This window comes from Agrobacterium sp. 10MFCol1.1 (assembly GCF_000381165.1).
In the GTDB taxonomy this organism is placed as follows: domain Bacteria; phylum Pseudomonadota; class Alphaproteobacteria; order Rhizobiales; family Rhizobiaceae; genus Agrobacterium; species Agrobacterium tumefaciens.
Window position 1 is genome coordinate 202,471 of record NZ_KB906075.1, and the last position, 18,544, is coordinate 221,014.

19 protein-coding genes are annotated in these 18,544 nt (G+C 58.6%); 6 read left to right on the top strand and 13 right to left on the bottom strand.

Features of this window, described 5'->3' with window-relative positions:
* Positions 1-144 precede the first annotated feature (144 nt).
* The 5 genes from F617_RS27845 to uppC form a co-directional block, all read right to left on the bottom strand.
* Positions 145-294, bottom strand: a complete 150-nt coding sequence (locus F617_RS27845) for a hypothetical protein (RefSeq protein WP_003512607.1) — start codon at positions 292-294, stop codon at positions 145-147.
* A 78-nt stretch (positions 295-372) separates the two neighbouring features.
* A complete protein-coding gene (gene uppF, locus F617_RS0112240; protein ID WP_013635932.1) occupies positions 373-1,614 on the bottom strand; it encodes a polysaccharide biosynthesis O-antigen ligase family protein UppF in 1,242 nt (413 codons plus the stop codon).
* Complete coding sequence (gene uppE, locus F617_RS0112245) at positions 1,611-3,164, bottom strand: polysaccharide biosynthesis glycosyltransferase UppE (RefSeq protein WP_019565455.1); 1,554 nt, start codon at positions 3,162-3,164, stop codon at positions 1,611-1,613. Before uppE ends, uppF begins: the two co-directional genes overlap by 4 nt.
* Positions 3,165-3,385: 221 nt before the next feature.
* Positions 3,386-4,528, bottom strand: a complete 1,143-nt coding sequence (gene uppD / locus F617_RS0112250; protein WP_019565456.1) for a polysaccharide biosynthesis type 4 glycosyltransferase UppD — start codon at positions 4,526-4,528, stop codon at positions 3,386-3,388.
* Positions 4,529-4,545: 17 nt separating this feature from the next.
* A complete protein-coding gene (gene uppC / locus F617_RS0112255; RefSeq protein WP_003512614.1) occupies positions 4,546-5,118 on the bottom strand; it encodes a polysaccharide export protein UppC in 573 nt (190 codons plus the stop codon).
* Positions 5,119-5,327: 209 nt separating this feature from the next.
* Here uppC and uppB point away from each other — a divergent pair, with 209 nt between their 5' ends.
* Positions 5,328-7,592: a polysaccharide biosynthesis protein UppB gene (gene uppB / locus F617_RS0112260; RefSeq protein WP_019565457.1), complete on the top strand. Its 2,265-nt coding sequence runs from the start codon at positions 5,328-5,330 to the stop codon at positions 7,590-7,592.
* 21 nt (positions 7,593-7,613) lie between these two features.
* Here the strand turns inward: uppB and uppA are convergent, their stop codons facing one another.
* Together uppA and F617_RS0112270 are read right to left on the bottom strand one after the other, a co-directional pair.
* Entirely contained in the window at positions 7,614-8,846 is a 1,233-nt protein-coding gene (gene uppA / locus F617_RS0112265) for a polysaccharide biosynthesis GNAT family N-acetyltransferase UppA (protein WP_019565458.1), read from the bottom strand.
* 98 nt (positions 8,847-8,944) lie between these two features.
* Positions 8,945-9,157, bottom strand: coding sequence for a DUF2842 domain-containing protein (locus tag F617_RS0112270; RefSeq protein WP_003512618.1), 213 nt, complete (start codon positions 9,155-9,157; stop codon positions 8,945-8,947).
* Positions 9,158-9,384: 227 nt separating this feature from the next.
* On the opposite strand from F617_RS0112270, the gene F617_RS0112275 reads away from it, so the two are divergent.
* Positions 9,385-10,503 carry a COX15/CtaA family protein gene (locus F617_RS0112275; protein WP_003512619.1) on the top strand — a complete coding sequence of 373 codons (1,119 nt, stop codon included), beginning with the start codon at positions 9,385-9,387 and terminating at the stop codon, positions 10,501-10,503.
* 6 nt (positions 10,504-10,509) lie between these two features.
* Here the strand turns inward: F617_RS0112275 and F617_RS0112280 are convergent, their stop codons facing one another.
* The 6 genes from F617_RS0112280 to F617_RS0112305 all read right to left on the bottom strand — a co-directional run bounded on the left by F617_RS0112280 (position 10,510) and on the right by F617_RS0112305 (position 15,477).
* Positions 10,510-11,355 (bottom strand): aminoglycoside phosphotransferase family protein, encoded by an 846-nt coding sequence (locus F617_RS0112280; protein ID WP_019565460.1) that lies wholly within the window; start codon positions 11,353-11,355, stop codon positions 10,510-10,512.
* A 10-nt stretch (positions 11,356-11,365) separates the two neighbouring features.
* Entirely contained in the window at positions 11,366-12,298 is a 933-nt protein-coding gene (gene argC, locus F617_RS0112285) for an N-acetyl-gamma-glutamyl-phosphate reductase (protein WP_019565461.1), read from the bottom strand.
* Between the two features lie 71 nt (positions 12,299-12,369).
* On the bottom strand, positions 12,370-13,323 hold the full coding sequence (gene speB / locus F617_RS0112290; RefSeq protein ID WP_003512629.1) for an agmatinase: 954 nt from the start codon (positions 13,321-13,323) through the stop codon (positions 12,370-12,372).
* A 131-nt stretch (positions 13,324-13,454) separates the two neighbouring features.
* On the bottom strand, positions 13,455-13,922 hold the full coding sequence (gene rpsI, locus F617_RS0112295; RefSeq protein WP_003512631.1) for a 30S ribosomal protein S9: 468 nt from the start codon (positions 13,920-13,922) through the stop codon (positions 13,455-13,457).
* A 2-nt stretch (positions 13,923-13,924) separates the two neighbouring features.
* Complete coding sequence (rplM, locus tag F617_RS0112300; protein ID WP_003512633.1) at positions 13,925-14,389, bottom strand: 50S ribosomal protein L13; 465 nt, start codon at positions 14,387-14,389, stop codon at positions 13,925-13,927.
* 251 nt (positions 14,390-14,640) lie between these two features.
* The gene (locus F617_RS0112305) at positions 14,641-15,477 is read right to left on the bottom strand and encodes an EamA family transporter (RefSeq protein ID WP_019565462.1); all 837 of its coding nucleotides are present in this window, start codon (positions 15,475-15,477) and stop codon (positions 14,641-14,643) included.
* A 239-nt stretch (positions 15,478-15,716) separates the two neighbouring features.
* Between F617_RS0112305 and F617_RS28695 the strand changes: the two genes are divergently transcribed.
* The 4 genes from F617_RS28695 (at position 15,717) to F617_RS0112330 (ending at position 18,536) form a co-directional block, all read left to right on the top strand.
* Positions 15,717-15,863: a hypothetical protein gene (locus F617_RS28695; RefSeq protein ID WP_162701214.1), complete on the top strand. Its 147-nt coding sequence runs from the start codon at positions 15,717-15,719 to the stop codon at positions 15,861-15,863.
* A 497-nt stretch (positions 15,864-16,360) separates the two neighbouring features.
* Entirely contained in the window at positions 16,361-16,795 is a 435-nt protein-coding gene (locus tag F617_RS0112320; RefSeq protein WP_025593243.1) for a CoA-binding protein, read from the top strand.
* Positions 16,796-16,868: 73 nt separating this feature from the next.
* Positions 16,869-18,152: an O-acetylhomoserine aminocarboxypropyltransferase gene (locus tag F617_RS0112325; RefSeq protein WP_019565466.1), complete on the top strand. Its 1,284-nt coding sequence runs from the start codon at positions 16,869-16,871 to the stop codon at positions 18,150-18,152.
* A gap of 15 nt (positions 18,153-18,167) precedes the next feature.
* The gene (locus F617_RS0112330) at positions 18,168-18,536 is read left to right on the top strand and encodes a cupin domain-containing protein (protein ID WP_003512641.1); all 369 of its coding nucleotides are present in this window, start codon (positions 18,168-18,170) and stop codon (positions 18,534-18,536) included.
* The last annotated feature ends 8 nt before the right edge of the window (positions 18,537-18,544 follow it).

Sequence of the window (18,544 nt, forward strand, 5' to 3'; positions counted from 1 at the left end):
CAAGCTTGGGATGCACCCGGTCTAATAGCCGAACTTTGCGCGACGCTTGCGGACATATAGTGCGTCTCTAATGAACGGAAGCGTTGGACGCACTCAATGCCTTGGTTTCAGTCATGAAACCGCTACGCATTTTACTGGAAGTGCTCAGTTTTCCTGCACGGAAACACCGTTCGGGCCGATATTCATCTCGATCCCCTTCGGTTTGCTTTCTTCGTGCCAGACATAGGCTCCAAGCCCGACAAGAACCACCAGAAGTGCGCCAATGATAAAATAGAGATTGTTCGTCTGCGTCATAGGATGTCTCCCCGTTTGACAATCATGATCGCGGGCTAAACGCATGAAATAATGTAAGGTTCCGTAAGGGTAAGGACTTTAGGTGGCACTTCTGCTTCGGCGCAGGTTTTCGCGCTTTTCCAGAGCCATGCATCCCCACAATATGCCGAGCAGCAGGAAGAAATGCCGCCAGTGGTCGGTGTCAATGACGTTGCCGATCATCACATGCCCGACAAAGGTTACCCAGGAAATGATGAGAAACGGCTGCCAGGGCCGCTGGCGCAGCAGCAGTTTGAAGCAGGCGGCAATGGTCCAGCAGATCAGCGTGAGATAGATGACGAAGCCGAACCAGCCATGCGTGGTCAGGCTCTTCAGCCAGATATTATGTTCCGCGGCGGGAAAGATGTCGTCGAACACCATGGGGCCGATGCCGAGCGGATGTTCCATCGCCATCAGGAAACCGAGATAGTGGCGGGCAAAACGCCCGAGATGGCCGCCATCATAGGATTGCACCGCCGAGGCGCGGCTGGAGAACAGGTCTGCTACCTGCTTGAATTGCAGGGCGATGATGACGGCTGCCACCATCAATGCCACGGCGACGAGAAACAGAACGAGGATTTTCAGCCGGAATGCCGCCGTACGCTCTTTCAGCAGCATGACGAAAACCAGAAGCACGGCCGAAAACAGGAAAAGGCCCCATGCGGCGCGTGAAAACGACAGGAACACGGCAAGAGACAGAATGAGCAGGCCAAGGATCCGCCATGGCGCATGCATCGCCTTGCCGGAGAGCAGGCCGTAAATCAGGTACAGCGACGGCGTCACCAGGAAGGGACCGAAGACGTTCGGGTCCTGAAAGGCGCCCTTGGCGCGATCATAAAGGGTAAAGACCTCGAAACCGGGAATGGCGTGAAAATATCCGATGATGCCGAGCAGGGAGGTAATCAACGCTGCGGCGAGCCAGGCCCGGAAAATCAGCAGCAGCCGCTGGTGCTTGTCCTCGATGATGGCAGCATAAAAAACCGAGGTCAGCGCCAGAAAGGTCGATACGGCGAGATAAAGCGGCCCCTCGTCAAGATTGGCCATGGTGGTGAGCGAAAGATAACCGCCGACATTGAAGGCAAGCAGCAGGCACAGAAGCAGGACGACGGTGCGCGAGAGGCGCAAGCCCAGCAGGAACCAGATTGCCACTTGCCCTACCATCATCAGCTCGTAGGGCGCCGGTTCGGAAATCACGAAGCCGGAAAGAAAGACGCCGAAGGCAATGAAGAACGCGCCGACCAGCCGCATGGCGGCAAGCGGTGCGTCAAAATCCGGTGCGTGCTGGTAACCGGTGTGGGTCAATAGGCATTTTCCGATTTGAGCAGCCGGATCGGTGTCAGGAACAGGATCTTGAGATCGAGAAGCAGCGACCAGTTCTCGATATAATAGAGATCGTATTCGGTGCGGAACTTGATCTTGTCGCCGTGGTCGATCTCACCACGCCAGCCATTGATCTGCGCCCAGCCGGTAACACCGGGCTTGACCTTGTGCCGGGCGAAATAATGCTCCACCACCTCGGTATATTTCAGGTCGCCCGTCTGGGCGTGCACGGCGTGCGGACGCGGCCCGACCAGTGAAAGATCGCCGTAAAGAACGTTGAAAAGCTGTGGCAGCTCGTCCATCGAGGATTTTCGCAGGAACCGCCCGACCGGCGTGACACGCGGATCGTTTTTCGTGACGGCCTTTTTTGCCGTGGGATCGCTGAGTTCCGTATACATGGAACGGAACTTCCAGACATTGATCGTTTCATTGTTGAAGCCATGACGCTTCTGCTTGAAGAACACCGGGCCTTTGGATGTCGTTTTGACGGCAATAGCCGCGCCCAGCATCACCGGCCACAACAGAACGATGCCGATAATGCTGAAGACGATGTCGAACACCCTTTTCCCGACCGAATCCCAGTCGCGTATCGGCTTGTCGAACACGTCGAGCATCGGCACCGCGCCGACATGGGAATAGGCGCGGGGGCGGAAACGCAATTTGTTGGCATGGGCCGCGATACGGATATCGACGGGTAGCACCCACAGCTTGCGCAGGAGCTGGAGGATACGCGCCTCGGCACTGAGCGGCAGGGCGATGATCAGCATGTCGAGCTTCGTCAGGCGGGCGAATTCCACCAGTTCCGCGAAGGTGCCGAGCTTGGGGTAGCCGGCAACCACATCGGGCGAACGCTCGCTTTTCCGGTCGTCGAAAATGCCGCAGATGCGGATATCATTGTCCGTTTGCTGTTCGAGCGAGCGGATGAGGTCCTTGGCGGCATCGCCGCCACCGACTATCACGGCGCGACGCTCCATCACGCCGTTGCGGCCCCAGTGGCGAATGGCGAAGCCGAGGATCAGCCGTCCGGTGAAAATGGCGATTGCGCCGGTGGCGTACCAGATGGCAAAAGTCTGCCAGGAATGCAGCGCTTCTGGCAAAAACAGGAGAAGGATGCCGGCGACGGTGACGAAGGACAGGCAGACGGCGCCCTGAATGCGGGCAAACATTTTCAGCGGCGCGCGCAGCGTCGGCAACTGGTAACAGTCGCCGGCCTGCAAAAGAAACACGCAAACCGCCGCGCCCAGCACCCCAATGCCGAAAACCGCAAGAAAGGTTTCAAGCCCCTGCCGCGCAGCGATGCCGTTGACGATGGCCGCGATGATCGCAAGCATCGAAAATTCGAGAAGACGCAATTGGCCTATGACCATGTTTGGCGAATGGTTGCCGGCGCGAAGCTGGTTGGCGATCTGCCGTGCAAGTGGATTGAGAACAACGCTTTCCGATGCGGAAGGCTCACCCGTATCGCGCTCGGAGATTTGCTGGCGCAACGTTGCCAGATCGAATTCAAGTCTTCCCTTGTCAGCCTTGGTCATTGCTTTGGTCCGCACCCTCCAGCCCATCGGCCCGAAAACCGGAATCGATTTTCGAAGGGAACGATGCGCAACTTCAAAGTGGTAGAGCACAGTTTTCGCATCCGTGCGGATACGTGCGCTCTACGAGCAGGAAACTAGCCGAAACATGCTAAGAAACGTTTATGATGAGTTTCTACAGGACGGCGGAATATACAATTAAAAATCGTGTTTTTGAAATGTTTCTAGAGCGAAAGCAGGTGACGATAGAGCTTCATCATATCGTCGGCCATGACAGGCGTTGAAAATTTCGCCTTGAAGCTGTCGGGGCGGGGCATCACCCGTTTCCCCCAGTCCGGGCTCTCGGCATCCTTGACCATTATCTTTGCCAGCGCATCGGCGTCTCCAGCCGGAACGAGCGCCTCGCTGTCTTCTCCCAGAACCTCAGCTATGCCTCCAACATGCGAGGCGATGACGGTTTTCCCCGCAGCAAGCGCTTCCAGCACGATGTAAGGCATCGCCTCGGCGCGTGAGGGAACGACAACAGTCGTCGCCAGCGCAAATGCCTGTCTGGCGGGCATGGCGGCGTGCATGGAAATGCGCTGCGAAAGTCCGGCCTTGGCGATCATATCAGCATATTTGTCCCTGTCCGGCCCATCGCCCACAATGACGCCGGACATGGGCTGGCCGATGCTGCGTTCCATCTTGGCAAATGCCTTGATGAAGATGTCGGGCCCCTTCAGGTCACGCAACATGCCGATATAGAGAAAGCGCGCGGCCCCTTCGCGGGCGGGCACGGTTTCAAACTCGCTTTCCTGCACGCCGTTATAGATCATCGCCGTGCGGGTGCGTGGTTTGCCGACCTTGGTTTCGTAGGTTTCCTGTTCGAAATTGCAAACGAAACACAGGGCGTCCGTGAAATGCTCCTGAAACCGCTCGATACGCAGGAACAGCTGCCCTTTAAGGCTTTTGCGATCGTAATGCAGGCTGCCGCCGTGCGGCGAATAGAGGCGGGCTACGCGATACTTGTTCACCCGCAACAGTGAGCCGATCAGCCGGGCCAGAGCGCCACCCTTGGCGCTGTGCCCATGCAAAATATCCGGCCGCAAACTTTTGATATGGTTGTAGGACTTAACGAGCGCCCACAGGTCGCCGGGGCTGATCGACCGCTTGATCGGCAGGCGGGTCAACCCTAGCTCCAGCATCGGGGCGATCTGCGCGAAAAGCCGTTCCTCATGCGCGCCGCCGGTCGAACTGTCACAGACGATGCCGACCTTGTGGCCCTGCTTGACGTGTTCTTCGATCAGGTCGCGGACATGGCGGAACACGCCACCGACGGGAGAGCGGAAACAGTGAATGATGCGCAGGGGAGGACCGTCATCCGCCATGTCAGCCGCTCCGTTTTTCAGAAGAAGCGTTCACGCACATAGACCGTATCGCCCGCAAGAATTGGTGCGGTGATCCCGATCCTGCCGGTCATCACCTCGGTATTGATCTTGCGGGTGATATCGACATCGGCCTGATTGGCGCGTGGCGTGAAGCCGCCGGCGATGGCGATGGCGTTCTGCGCCGTCATGCCCGGCACGTAGGAATATTGGCCAGGACGGCCGACTTCGCCCATGATGAAGACGGGGCGATAACGATCGATCTCGATCGTCACATCGGGATCGCGCAGATAACCCTGGCGCAACTTGGCGGCAATGGCGGCTTCGAGCTGCGGCAGCGTCTTGCCTCGGGCGGGAACCTGACCAACGAGCGGGAAGGCGACATAACCAGCCTGATCGACCGTATAGGTATTTGTCAGCCCGGTCTGTTCGAACACGTTGATGCGCAGCCTGTCACCGCTATCGACATGATAGGGCTGCAGGGCGCCCTCGTGAAACGCCTTGGGCGCAGGTTGATATGCCGCGCAACCGGAAAGGGCCGTTAGAACGGCAAGCGTCAGTGCGGTGACATGTCGTGATCCGGCGAGCGGCATCTCATCTGGCTCCGAGTCGAACTATGAGCATTCTTATCGTTCTGTTAGGGTTAATGGGCGGTAAACAGCCAGTCGCAAGGATGGTAATATCGGCTTTATTTCGTGGGCTTCGTCACAATTAACTGTTGTGTTACCGGAAAGACTTAAACTTCGCGAAAATTGGCCTCTATATTTGAGCGCCCGAGGTGTGTCTCGGTTACGGAGCGCGTATGAACGGCGATCGCATTGATGACAGGGATGTGGATATCGATCTCGCGCGGCTCGTCGCTGCCATATGGCAGCGCAAGGGCAGGATAGCGGCGATCACGCTGCTTGCCGGGGGCGCCGCCTTCGTTGTCGCAAGCATGATGTCGCCCGCTTACAAGGGCGAGGCGCGCGTCCTCATCGAATCGCGCGCGGCCTCCTTCGGTGCGTCGCAGCAGTCGAATGCGCCCGCCGAACCCGTGCTCGATGAATTGACCATCTCCAGCCAGGTGCAGATCCTGCAATCGGTCGACCTTATCAAGCAGGTCGCGAAAGATATGAAGCTTTATGAGCGGCAGGAGCTTGACCCGGCGGCGCGTCCTTCTCTCGTCTCGAAGCTGCTGGTTGCTGTCGGCGTCAAGAAAGATCCGCAGCAGGTGCCGCCAGAGGAACGGATACTGAAGGCGTTCCAGGAGAGGTTGCAGGTCTACCAGGTCGAAAGCTCGCGCGTCATCACGGTCGAGTTCTCGTCCGAGGACCCCATGCTTGCGGCAGCAGTCCCCAACGCGATGATGAAGGCCTATATCGCGCTGCAGAGCGGCGCGAAACTGGACACAAGCACGGAGGCGGCACGCTGGCTGGAGCCGGAAATCGCCAGTCTGCGTGAGAAGGTTCGCGATGCGGACAGGAAGGTCGCGGATTACCGCGCCTCGTCCGATATTCTGTCGGCAGGGCAGGGCGAAACGCTCGCCACCCGGCAACTCAGCGATATCTCGACCGAACTTGGCCGTATCCGCGGCGAGCGGGCGAATGCGGAGGCGCGGGCAGAGGGCGTGCGCAACGCGCTTTCGAGCGGTCGCCCACTCGATACTTTCCCCGACGTCGTAGCCTCGCCGATGATCCAGAGACTGAAGGAAAGCGAGGCTGCCATGCGCAGCCAGATTTCCGATCTGTCTTCCTCGCTGCTGGAAGGCCATCCGCGTATCAAGGCGCTGCGCAGCCAAATTGACGGCATACAGCGGCAGATTCAGGAAGAGACCCGCAAGGTGCTCGCAAGTCTCGAAAACGAGGCCAATGTGTCCCGCCTGCGGGAGCGGCAGCTGGTTCAGCAGTTGAACGTGCTGAAAACGGAAAGTGTACGCGCCGGTGAGCAGCAGGTTGGCCTCAACGACCTGGAGCGCGAGGCGTCGGCCCAGCGCCAGCTTCTTGAAACCTATCTCGCCCGTTACCGCGAGGCGACGTCGCGCGCCGGTTCAGCCGAATCCACGCCCGCCGATGCCCGCGTGATTTCAACTGCAGTGGAGCCGCGCGAACCCTACTTCCCGAAGACCGGCGCCATCACCATTGTCGTCACGCTGGCGGCCTTCCTTCTCTCCTGCATCGTTGTCATGCTCGTGGAACTGTTCACCGGGCGGGCGTTGAAGCCGGTTGGCAAGACCCATGTCCCGCCGCTGTCCGATCCACCACCGCCCGCGAGAGCGCGTGCTGACACGGATGAGACACCGGATACGCCGGAGCAACTGCTTCCCGCACGTGAAGAGGATGCGCCGCCTGCGGTTCGTTCCATGCCTGCCGCTGCCCGCCAGTCCATTGTCGAACAGGAAGCGCGCATACCGGTCGCAGCCGTTGCTGCCAAATCGGCCCTGCCGGTTGCAGACGCTGCGGCTGCGAAAGTGGACGCTGCGGAAGAAGAGATCGACAACGCCGACAATTTCTCGATCGACGCCGTCGCGTCTTTCCTCGCCACCCGTCTTGCCAAATCCGTCGCAGCGGTCGTGTCTCCAGCTGGTGATAGTGGTTCGACCACCACCGTCATGCTGGCGCGCGCCCTCTCCGAAATGGGCCGTTCGGTCGTTCTCGTCGATATGACGGCATCGGCCTGTCCGACGCGCCTGATGGCGCCTGAGACCGGACTGCCGGGCGTCATGGACCTTTTGGCAGGTGCCGCCGCCTTTGGCGAAACCATTCACGGCGACCGGCTTTCCGATGCCCATATCGTGCCGCGCGGCAATGCGCAGCCGCGTGAGGCCATGCGTGCCATCGACCGGCTGACCATGATCCTCAGCGCGCTTTCCGACGCCTATGACACGGTTCTCGTGGAGTGCGGCGCGGTGCAGATATCGAGCCTTGAGAAAATGCTGCGCAATCTGCCGGCGGAAATCGTCGTGTCCGTTCCCGGTAATGATAGCGAATTGCTGGAAAAGACCCTCGGAGAACTGGTTGCCCACGGCTACGAGCAGGCATTGCCGATGACCGGCATGCGCAAACCGGACCGTCTGAGCGCCGCCTGAGATGCTGTGGCCGATAACCGGTCAGTCGGCAGCGGGCGTTGCGTCCATGCTCGGCCGACCGGCGCGGAAACGCTGAATGAACGCATAGAGTGCCGGATTGGATTTGATCAGGCTCTTTGTCCGGGCAATGGCAACATAGGCAGAGGCCGCCGCGCGGCCCTTCAACGTCACCGGCAGGAAAATATCATGCTGCACGGTGAAAAGCGGACACCAGCTGCGCTTGTAGGGCTGGTCACCGACGCCGAAATCGAAGATCGCCGCATTTTCACTGCAAGCCCGTTCGATCATCAGCCAGAACAGCAGCTCACCGGGGCTGATTTCCGCGAAGGTCTCATCGATAGAACCGAACTGGCAGATGATGTGATCCTGCTTGCGCGAAAGGCCGGATATGGCAGCGATGAAACCTTCATTTTGACCATGCAGACGAATGGCGTGCAGTTCCAGAAGACTGTCTCTGCCGATCTCCGGAAAATTTGCGAGGTCATAGAAAAAGTCTTTTACCGATTGATCGCGAAAAACATCCGGAATGCCCTGCGATGCGAACCGGGCTGCCTTCTGTCGGAAAAACGTCTGCAATAATTCGCACTTTTCCCGTGGCGAACGGGCGATCACATGGCTGTAACCACCCATTTCCTCGGCTCTCCGGCTCTGGATGCGGAATTTCTTCCGGCGCCTCTTGGCGTTGATCTGCCGAAGCGTGCTCTCAAAATTTGCCAGTAAGGGAATCTGGAAGGCCGGGTTCTGGTTTTCGACGGATGCCAGATGCGAGAGCGGGTTGGTCCTGCCACGCCAGATCAGCGGTATGTTCTGCAGGGCCAGAATATCCGCCTGGCCACGCAGCAGCTTTCGCGCTTCGCGGGCAATGGCTGCCGCCGTTTTGTGGCTGGCTGCTTCGGCGAAGGACCGGTCGAAAAGCCCGGTATTGATATTGTTGAAACGGCCGCCGGGAAAACGTGCTTTGCGGATGCCGCCTTCCAGAACGATTTCGAGCGGCAGCAGGAACACGGTCTTTCCGCTTTGCCTGCCGCGAATGATGAGGAGGGGTCTGTCCTGCGTTTGCCCCCAGATGGAGCACCAGCCGTAACCCTGATGCAGCGAATTGAGCGGGTCGCTCTCCAGCTGTTCCCAGTCGGCGCGGATAGTGGAGGCATCGTCGACGAGATCGATAGCCAGGCGATCGGCGCCCCGCCGCTCGTTTTGCACGGCGGCTGGTCCTTCACCCTCGCTGACTATGACCGGCGCTTCAGCCGCCATCCACGCTCTCCGGTTGTTTCGGTGAGACTATATCGTTGAGCGGCAAACAAGAGGTTTATAAAATTGCGACCTCTGGATGTCCCGTAGAAGGCAGGTGCCTATTCCTGTTTTTTGGAGCCGGCCATCCATTTGATGACCAGCATGGCGGGCAGTATCCACAAAAGCCCACTCAGCACGAAGTAGGCAAGATGCACCCACCATGGAGATTGCGCCAGCGTCGCCGACGCGATGGCTGTCGCCGCTACGGCGTAGATGACGACGAGGCAGATGATGACGATGGTGCCGATGAGCGATCTGAGGCGAGGGTGCATGAAATCTTCCGTAACCGAGCATGTATCCCAAAAGTGTCATCGGTTTTGGGGAAAAGACATGCGTAAAACAAAAAATCTAGATCGTATTGGTGATTCGAAGCAGAGACAGGACGATCTAGTGTCTGGCGAAACTATACCGCCGCGACCGGATGCCGCAAACCCTGAGGCCTTGTTTTGTTGTGCCGGTTGGGGCTAATCAACATGACTGTATGATGGAGACCTCAAAGATGCATTCGAGCGGCATGACGATGGCAAATGGTTCTGCGGAAATGGTGGTGGAGGCTGCCCTGCAGAAACAGGAGAAGGATCGCCGCCTGCTGCGCATCTGGCTGCGCGTCGTCCTCTTCACTCTGTTCTGTCTCGTGCTTGTCGGCGGCGCCACGCGGCTGACCGAGTCTGGCCTGTCAATTACCGAATGGAAGCCCATCCACGGCGCCATTCCGCCGCTTTCCGTTGCCGAATGGGAAGAGGAATTCCAGCTCTACAAGCGTATTCCCCAATATCAGGAAATCAACCGGGGCATGTCGCTCGATGAGTTCAAGACGATCTTCTGGTGGGAGTGGGCGCATCGACTGCTTGCCCGCGCCATCGGTCTCATCTTCGCCCTGCCGCTCGCCTTCTTCTGGCTGACCGGCCGCATCGAAAGGCGCTTGCGCCTGCCGCTCATCGGCCTTCTGGGGCTTGGCGGCTTTCAGGGCTTCGTCGGCTGGTGGATGGTGTCTTCCGGCCTCGTCAACCGTACAGATGTCTCGCAATATCGCCTGGCAACGCATCTGACGATCGCGTGCCTCATCTTTGCGGGCTGCATGTGGATATTGCGCGGCCTGTCGCACCATTCGCCAGATGCTGCCAATGAAACGACCGGCCGCCGTTTTGCCGCGCTGCTGACCTTCCTCTGTCTGTTCCAGATTTATCTCGGCGCGCTGGTGGCGGGGCTGAATGCCGGCCTGTCCTACAACACGTGGCCGCTGATGGACGGCTCCCTGGTGCCCGGCGATCTTTTCCTGCAACAGCCCTGGTGGATCAACTTGTTCGAAAACCCGAAGACGGTGCAGTTCGTCCACCGCCTCGGCGCCTATACGCTGTTTGCCGCCACGCTGTGGCATATGGTGTCCTTGGCTCGCGCCTTGCCCGGCACGCCGCATGCCCGCCGCGCCGTACTGTTCTTCGTGTTGATCTCCATTCAGGCGGCGCTCGGCATCACCACGCTTCTGATGCATGTGGACATTCATGTGGCGCTCGCCCATCAGGGCATGGCGCTGCTGGTGCTTGGTTTTGCAGTCGCCCATTGGCGAGGCTTCCTCGGCGAATACCCGGCACCTGTCGCGGTTGAGATCAGGGACTGAAAACCATTAAAATTGCTTCAGGACAGACTTGATGGTTGTCGCGACGGCCAGTTCGTCGTCGCGTTCGCGCGTGTTGCCATCTTCCTCGTGCCATGCCGCCGAAAGGCAGCCGTAGGCGAACGCATATTGCAGAAGCACCCGTTCGTTCCGTTTGAGCGCTTTCGCAAAAGTCGACGCCATGGAGGCGATGCGTGCCTCGCTGCGTGTCAGATCGAAGCGGTCGAGCGGATTGGAGAACATGTTGGCGACGTCGAGTGCTGCATCGCCGATCAGGCCTGCCGGGTCGATGATGATCCAGCCACGCGAACTGCGCATGATGTTTTCGTGATGCAGATCGCCGTGCAGCGGTCGAATATTGCTTTGGTGCCCGATAAGCTCCTCGGCAAGCGAAGCGGCTTCGATGTAGGGGCTGTCGGTGCCTTCGCTGCGATCGTGCTCGGCTTTACGGAACAGACTTTCGAAATATTGCGGCAGCGTCAGCAGGCTTGCTGGTGGCGTCTGCGTTGAAGGCTGGTGATAGTGAAGGAGAACATCGGCGGCGATTGCGGTCGTGGCATCATCGTCGCCGTCGCGAAAAAGCACGTCGCGCAATGTCTCATTGCCGGCATGTTCCATGAGCAATATGTCGTCGGAGCGATCGAGCAGCTTCACGCAGCCGACACCTGCCCGCCATTCGATGAAATCCGCCCCGCGAAGGCTGTCTTTCAGAACCTTGTGTTTAAGTACCTTGGCGATGGCAAGGGAACCATTGCCAAGTCTGACTTCGTAAACCACCCCGGCCGGCGTATCGGCAATCTGTTTTGCGGCCTCGATATTCCACGAGGCCGGAAAAAAGGGGATAGCTCGGCTCACGCAGAAAGCCTCATGCCGAGAGCATCAGCTCCATGTTCTGGACAGCCGCACCCGATGCGCCCTTGCCGAGATTGTCGAGCAGCGCGACGAGATTGATGTGTTCGCCGCCCGGCGTGCCGAAGACGAACAGCTTCATCGTGTCCTTGCCCGCCAGTTCCTCGGCATCGATGCGGGACAGCCCCTTGCTTTCGGCAAGTGGAACGACGCTGACGATGTCCTGTCCGGCATAATGGGCGGTGAGCGCGGCATGCACGGTCTCGATGGTCGCGCCGTCCTTGAGGTCGGCGGCAAACAGCGGAACCTGCACGATCATGCCCTGCGGGAAGCGCCCGACGGAGGGTGCAAACAGCGGCGCGCGGTCCAGCTGGCCGTGAATGGTCATTTCCGGCACGTGCTTGTGTGCAAGCGTCAGGCCATAGAGGAAGTTGTTGGCACTGATCGCATCGTCCCTGCTCTGATCTTCCATCTGCGCGATCATCTGCTTGCCGCCGCCGGTATATCCGGACACGGCGTTGACGCTGACGGGATAACCATCGGGCAGAATGCCGGCGGCGCGCAGCGGACGAAGAAGGCCGATCGCGCCGGTCGGGTAGCAGCCCGGATTGGCGACGAAGCGGGCGGAACGAACCTTTTCGCCCTGTTCCTTGTCCATTTCGGCAAAGCCGTAAGCCCAGTCCTTATGGATACGATAGGCGGTCGAGGTGTCGATGATGCGGACATTGTTGTTGCCTGCCACCATGGTGACAGCTTCTCTGGAAGCATCATCCGGCAGGCAGAGAATCGAAATGTCGGCGTTATTGAGCATGTCCTCGCGGATAGCGGCGTTGCGGCGCTCGGCTTCGGGAATGGACAGCAACTCGATATCGCGGCGACCAGCAAGGCGCGTGCGGATCTGCAGACCCGTTGTGCCGTGTTCGCCATCGATGAAGATCTTCGCTGTCATGTCCTTGTCCTGACTTTTCAGAGGGTTGCGAGTGTAATCGGATTCAGTTTGCTAAGCGCCCGGGCGTCGGTTCAGCCGGCCTTCGCCAGCCGTTCGGCGCGCAGGCCAAGCATATACATTGCAACGGTCGCTCCGGCAATGGCAGTGATGTCAGCATGGTCGTAAGCGGGCGCGACCTCCACCACATCGGAGCCGCGAATATCGAGCTGGCCGAGTCCGCGAAGCACGGACAATATCTTGGCGCTTGTCGGCCCACCGGCCACAGGCGTACCGGTTCCGGGCGCGAAGGCTGGATCGAGGCAATCGATATCGAAGGTCAGATAAGTGGGCATGCCTGCCGTGTGCTTGATGATCAGCGAGGCGATGTCGCTCGCCCGCATCTCCTCCACCTCGTAACCGTGGAGAATGCGGATGCCGAAATCCTCAGGCGCATGGGTGCGAATGCCGATCTGGATGGAACGATCGGCATCGATCAGACCATCGCGCACGGCGCGGGCCACGAAGGAACCATGGTCAATGCGTTTGCCGTCGTCGAACCAGGTATCCTGATGCGCATCGAAATGCACCAGCGCCAGCGGGCCGTGCTTTGCCACATGCGCCTTCAGCAGCGGCCAGGTGATGAAATGGTCACCGCCAAGCGTCAGCAGATAATCCGTCTTGGAGATGATCTTGCGTGCCTCCTTTTCGATCGTATCAGGCGTTTTCCAGTGATTGCCGTAGTCGAGCAGGCAGTCGCCATAATCGATGGTCGGCATATGGGCGAAAAGATCGCGGGCGAAGGGATATTGCGGGTCGTTGTCGAAAATCGCGGAGGCGCGGCGGATCGCCTGCGGCCCGAAGCGTGCACCCGGCCTGTTGGATGTCGCTGCATCGAAGGGGACACCCCAGACGGCCGTCGATACGCCCTTGAGGATCTTGGTATATTTGCGCCGCATGAAGGAGAGGACGCCCGCATGGGTCGGGTCGGTCGCAGCCGATGTCAGCGTTGCTGCGGTGAAGGCATGGTCGATGGTTTTTGATGGCATTGATCACCCCATTGCGGTTTGCGCTGAGGGTGCTGTCTTCTCGCCGAAAAAACAAGGAGGATGGCAATGAAAAAAGGCGGAGCCGAAGCCCCGCCTTTTCGAAGTTTTGAACGAACGGTTCCGAGAAGCGATTAGCGCTTGGAGAACTGGAACGAACGGCGGGCCTTGGCCTTACCGTACTTCTTACGTTCGACAACGCGGCTGTCGCGGGTCAGGAAGCCACCCTTCTTCAGAACGGCGCGCAGGCCCGGTTCGAAGTAGGTGAGGGCCTTGGACAGACCGTGACGAACGGCACCGGCCTGACCGGACAGACCACCACCGGCAACGGTAGCGATGATGTCGAACTGGCCCGTGCGTGCAACGGCAACGATCGGCTGCTGAAGGATCATCTGCAGAACCGGACGTGCGAAATACGTGGTGAAATCGCGGCCGTTGATGATGATCTTGCCAGAACCCGGCTTTACCCAGACGCGGGCAACGGCGTTCTTGCGCTTGCCGGTCGCGTAGGAGCGGCCGAGAGTGTCAACCTTGCGGACGTGCACGGGAGCAGAAGCTTCCGATGCAGGGGCGAGGTCTTTCAGAGAGGAAAGATCGGCCATTATCAGGCGCTCCTTACGTTCTTCTTGTTGAGCACGGCTACGTCGAGAACGACGGGCTGCTGTGCTTCGTGCGGGTGGTTCGAGCCGGCGTAAACGCGCAGGTTCTTCATCTGACGACGGCCGAGCGGGCCGCGCGGGATCATGCGCTCGACGGCCTTTTCAACGACGCGCTCCGGGAAGCGACCTTCGATGATCTGGCGAGCCGTACGCTCCTTGATGCCACCCGGGTGACCGGTGTGCCAGTAGTACTTCTTGTCGGCGTACTTGTTGCCGGTGAAGGCAATCTTTTCCGCGTTGATGACGATGACGTTGTCGCCATCATCGACGTGGGGGGTGTAGGTGGCCTTGTGCTTGCCGCGCAGGCGGGTTGCAATGATGGTGGCGAGGCGACCAACAACGAGGCCTTCGGCGTCGATGATGACCCACTTCTTCTCCACCTCAGCAGGCTTCTGAACGAAAGTAGACATGGATTTCACTTTCTAACGTGGACCCGTCATCCTCTTTTAAAGTAAGAGCATACGGGCGTTTCTTGTTGCTTGGTTTGGTCACCCGAAGGCGACCGCAAATGACCATATTCCCTTTGGAATCCGATCTGGCGCGCTTATACGGTGTGCTGGATGAAGCGTCAATATGACGGATTTTGCTGACTGTAAAAATAAATCAATAAAAACAATGGTTTGACTATGTGGTATTATTTTACCACATAGATTTACCTGTTTCATCCCAGCCGCATGACCAGAACACCCGCTGCGATGATGCCGCCAGCGAGATAACGCCAGACGCTGGCGCGTTCTTTGAGGATGACGACGGAGATCACCAGCGCAAACAGAATTGAGGTTTCGCGCAGCGCCGCGACGACGGCGACGGGGGCCTTGGTCATGGCGTAGAGCGCCAGCCCGTAGGAGAGGATGGAGCCGCCGCCGCCGATCAGGCCGCGCCACCAGTTTCGCCGCACGTGCTGCGTAACGGCGCTTACGCCGCGCTGGTAAAAGGCGAAACCAAAGAGGAGGACGGGCGGCAGAAGCGACATCCACAGCGTATAGGAAATCGCATTGCCGGAAAGCCTTGCGCCGACACCATCAACGAAGGTGTAGGAGGCAATCACGAAGGCGTTGATGAGCGCGACAATGATCGCCTTTCCGCCGCCGCGCCGCGCCTCGAAGGCAAGCGTCAGGATGCCGCCGGAAATGATGGCAATCCCGGCAAGCGCAAGCGGGCTTAAAATCTCGCTGAGAAAAAGGCTGCTCGTCGCTGCGACGATCAGCGGCGCCACGCCACGCATGACGGGATAGACGAGGCCGATATCGCCGATCGTATAGGCGGCGGCGACTAGGCGGAAATAGGCAAATTGCAGAACGGCCGAGGCGATGAGAAAGGGAATGGCCACCGGCGCAGGAAACGGCAGGAAGGGCAGGAAGGGTAAAGAACAAGCTGCGGCGCCCGCCGCGATCAGCGAGGCGTCCAGCGACTTGTCGGATCCGGATTTTACCAGCGCATTCCATCCGGCATGCAATATCGCGCCCAGAAGCACCAGAATTAGAATGTCAAATGTCACGATAGAGACTCGCTCATGGGCTATTCTAGGCAACCTACAGCATCGGCTTGAAAACCGGAATCCATTTTCCGTGGTGGCTGTGGGAGATGCAAATCCTCCTGTCGTAAGCGGTTGCTTCTTTGCGGATTATGACGCGTGTCAAGTTTCGGGTTTGTGCGTGTTGCGGGATGGAGTGGGTAACTGTGCGAGAGGCGATATGCGGCCGTGCTCACGATTTCATCAGCAGGACATACGCGCCGATGCCGGATGCACAGCTTATGGTTTTGCTGTGGAACGTGTTTTTTGAAAAAATGCGACCGATTGCGGCGATTATTCCTGCTCAAAATTGCCCATATCCAGAAGATAAAACTGTATCAATCAAGCGAGCACATGCAGGCTCAAAATGAAAAGAAGTTTCAATTCATTACTGAATGGCTCGCTACAACGTTACAGTTTTACCTATAACTTGATTTACAGAATAACTTTCTGAAAATTAGATACGCCTAATGCATCGGTGAACGGAATGAAAACAAACAGGAGACGAAGGGCGCATAAGATGCACGCAAATGTTGTTTCAGCAAATATTCATCGAAATGTATGCTTTTGAAAAACTGGATAAAAATACTCAGCACAACGCCGCTTAAGGTGTTTTTGTGAAATCATTTTGCGCAAACTAGGTGTACTTTCGTGACACCACGAGTCCGGCTTGTTCAATATTTTCATTCGGGCGGGGGTTCAAGAGAAGGATGAGGGTTCCTAGATCTAGGAAAGCGGCCGCAAAAAAGCGGTGCGAAAAGCTCGTCCGCGGATTTATGCGGGAGAGGCAATTCTCGCTGGGCCATTGAGCGTCGAGCCGGCGCATGAGGTCCTTGAACCGCGCGATATGGCAGAGGGAAAAGTTGACATGCAGCATGATACCTATGAACCGGATTACCTCAGAAAAATTCTGACGGATGTCAGGACCATCGCCCTGCTTGGCGCCTCTCCCAATCCGGATCGGCCGAGCCACGGCGTCATGCGCTTTCTGCTGTCCAAGGGTTACCGCGTGTTTCCGGTCAATCCCGGTCAGGCGGGCAAGGAGATATTGGGGCAGAAGGTGTATGCGCGGCTTGCCGACATTCCCGAACCCGTTGATATGGTCGATGTGTTCCGGGCGCCGGAATATTTGTCGGCAATTGTCGAAGAGGCGATATTGCTGCCGCAGCGGCCATCGGTGATCTGGGGCCAGCTTTCGGTCAGAGACGACAATGCGGCGGCCAAGGCCGAGGCCTACGGCATGAACGTGGTGATGGACCGTTGCCCCGCAATTGAGTATCCGCGTCTCAATATTGTGCGATAGTTGGTACGGATTGGACTTATCATTTGGCGGCAAGGCATTATGATCCCTCCAAAATATCATTGGAGGAAACATCATGCCGAGCAGCAATCCCGGGTTCTCAACGTTGGCCGTGCACGCGGGCGCACAGCCCGATCCGACCACCGGTGCGCGCGCGACGCCGATCTACCAGACAACGGCCTATGCCTTCCGTGACGCCGATCACGCAGCCGCGCTGTTCGGATTAAAAGAATTCGGCAATATCTACACGCGCATCATGAACCCAACCCAGGCTGTTCTGGAGGAGCGTGTCGCAGCGCTTGAAGGCGGCACGGCGGCACTTGCCGTTGCATCCGGTCACGCCGCGCAATTGCTGGTCTTCCACACATTGCTGCAACACGGCGACAATTTCGTCGCGGCACGCCAGCTTTATGGCGGCTCCATCAACCAGTCCGGCCACGCCTTCAAGGGTTTCGACTGGCAGGTGCGCTGGGCCGATGCGGCTGATCCGGCAAGTTTCGAACGGCAGATCGACGACCGCACACGTGCCATCTTCATCGAAAGCCTGGCCAACCCGGGCGGCACATTCGTGGATATCGCCGCGATTGCCGATGTCGCTCATCGCCACGGCCTGCCGCTCATCGTCGACAACACCATGGCAAGCCCCTATCTGTTGCGGCCGCTGGAGCATGGCGCGGATATCGTATTGCATTCGTTGACGAAATTCCTCGGCGGCCATGGCAATTCCATGGGTGGCATCATCGTCGATGGCGGCACTTTCGACTGGTCGGCCACGGATAAATATCCGTCGCTGTCGCAGCCCCGCCCAGAATATTCCGGCGTCGTGCTGCACCAGACCTTCGGCAATTTCGCCTTCGCGATTGCCTGCCGCGTTCTTGGCTTACGCGATCTCGGCCCTGCGATCTCACCCTTCAATGCCTTCCTCATCCTCACGGGCATAGAGACCCTGCCGCTGCGCGTTCAGCGCCACTCCGACAATGCGCTGGCCGTCGCCAAATGGCTGAAGGCGCATCCCAAGGTCGGCTGGGTGCATTATGCCGGGCTGGAGGACAGCGACAACTACGCAATCCAGCAGCATTATTCGCCAAAGGGCGCTGGTTCCGTCTTCACCTTCGGCATCAAGGGCGGTTATGCCGCCGGCAAGGCGCTGGTGGAAGGTCTGCAACTCTTCTCCCATCTCGCCAATATCGGCGATACACGCTCTCTCGTCATTCACCCGGCTTCCACGACACATGCGCAGCTGACACCGGAACAGCAGACGGCGGCGGGTGCCGGACCGGATGTGGTGCGCCTCTCGATCGGCATCGAGGATGTCAAGGACATCATCGCCGATCTCGAACAATCGCTTGCGAAGCTCTGAGAGACCGGGGTCGTCATGACGAATTTTCTCGCATTCGAAGATACACGAACCGCTACGGCCAGTGATGTCGAGGCGGAGGTGGAGCACAGTGCACCCGCACCGGAAAGGCTGATTTCCGGCGACCCCAAATTCACCACGTGGAATCTGGAGGAAGCGCCCGGTGGCATCTATGCCGGCATCTGGCAGTCGACGCCCGGCAAATGGCGGGTGGTCTATGACGAATGGGAATATTTTAACATTCTCGAGGGTCACTCGATCCTGACGGAGGATGGCGGATCCCCGCGCGACCTGAAACCGGGCGACAGGCTGGTCCTGCGGCCGGGCTTCAAGGGAACCTGGGAGGTCGTCGAAACGACCCGCAAGGATTATGTCATCCGGTTGTAGGGGCCGGA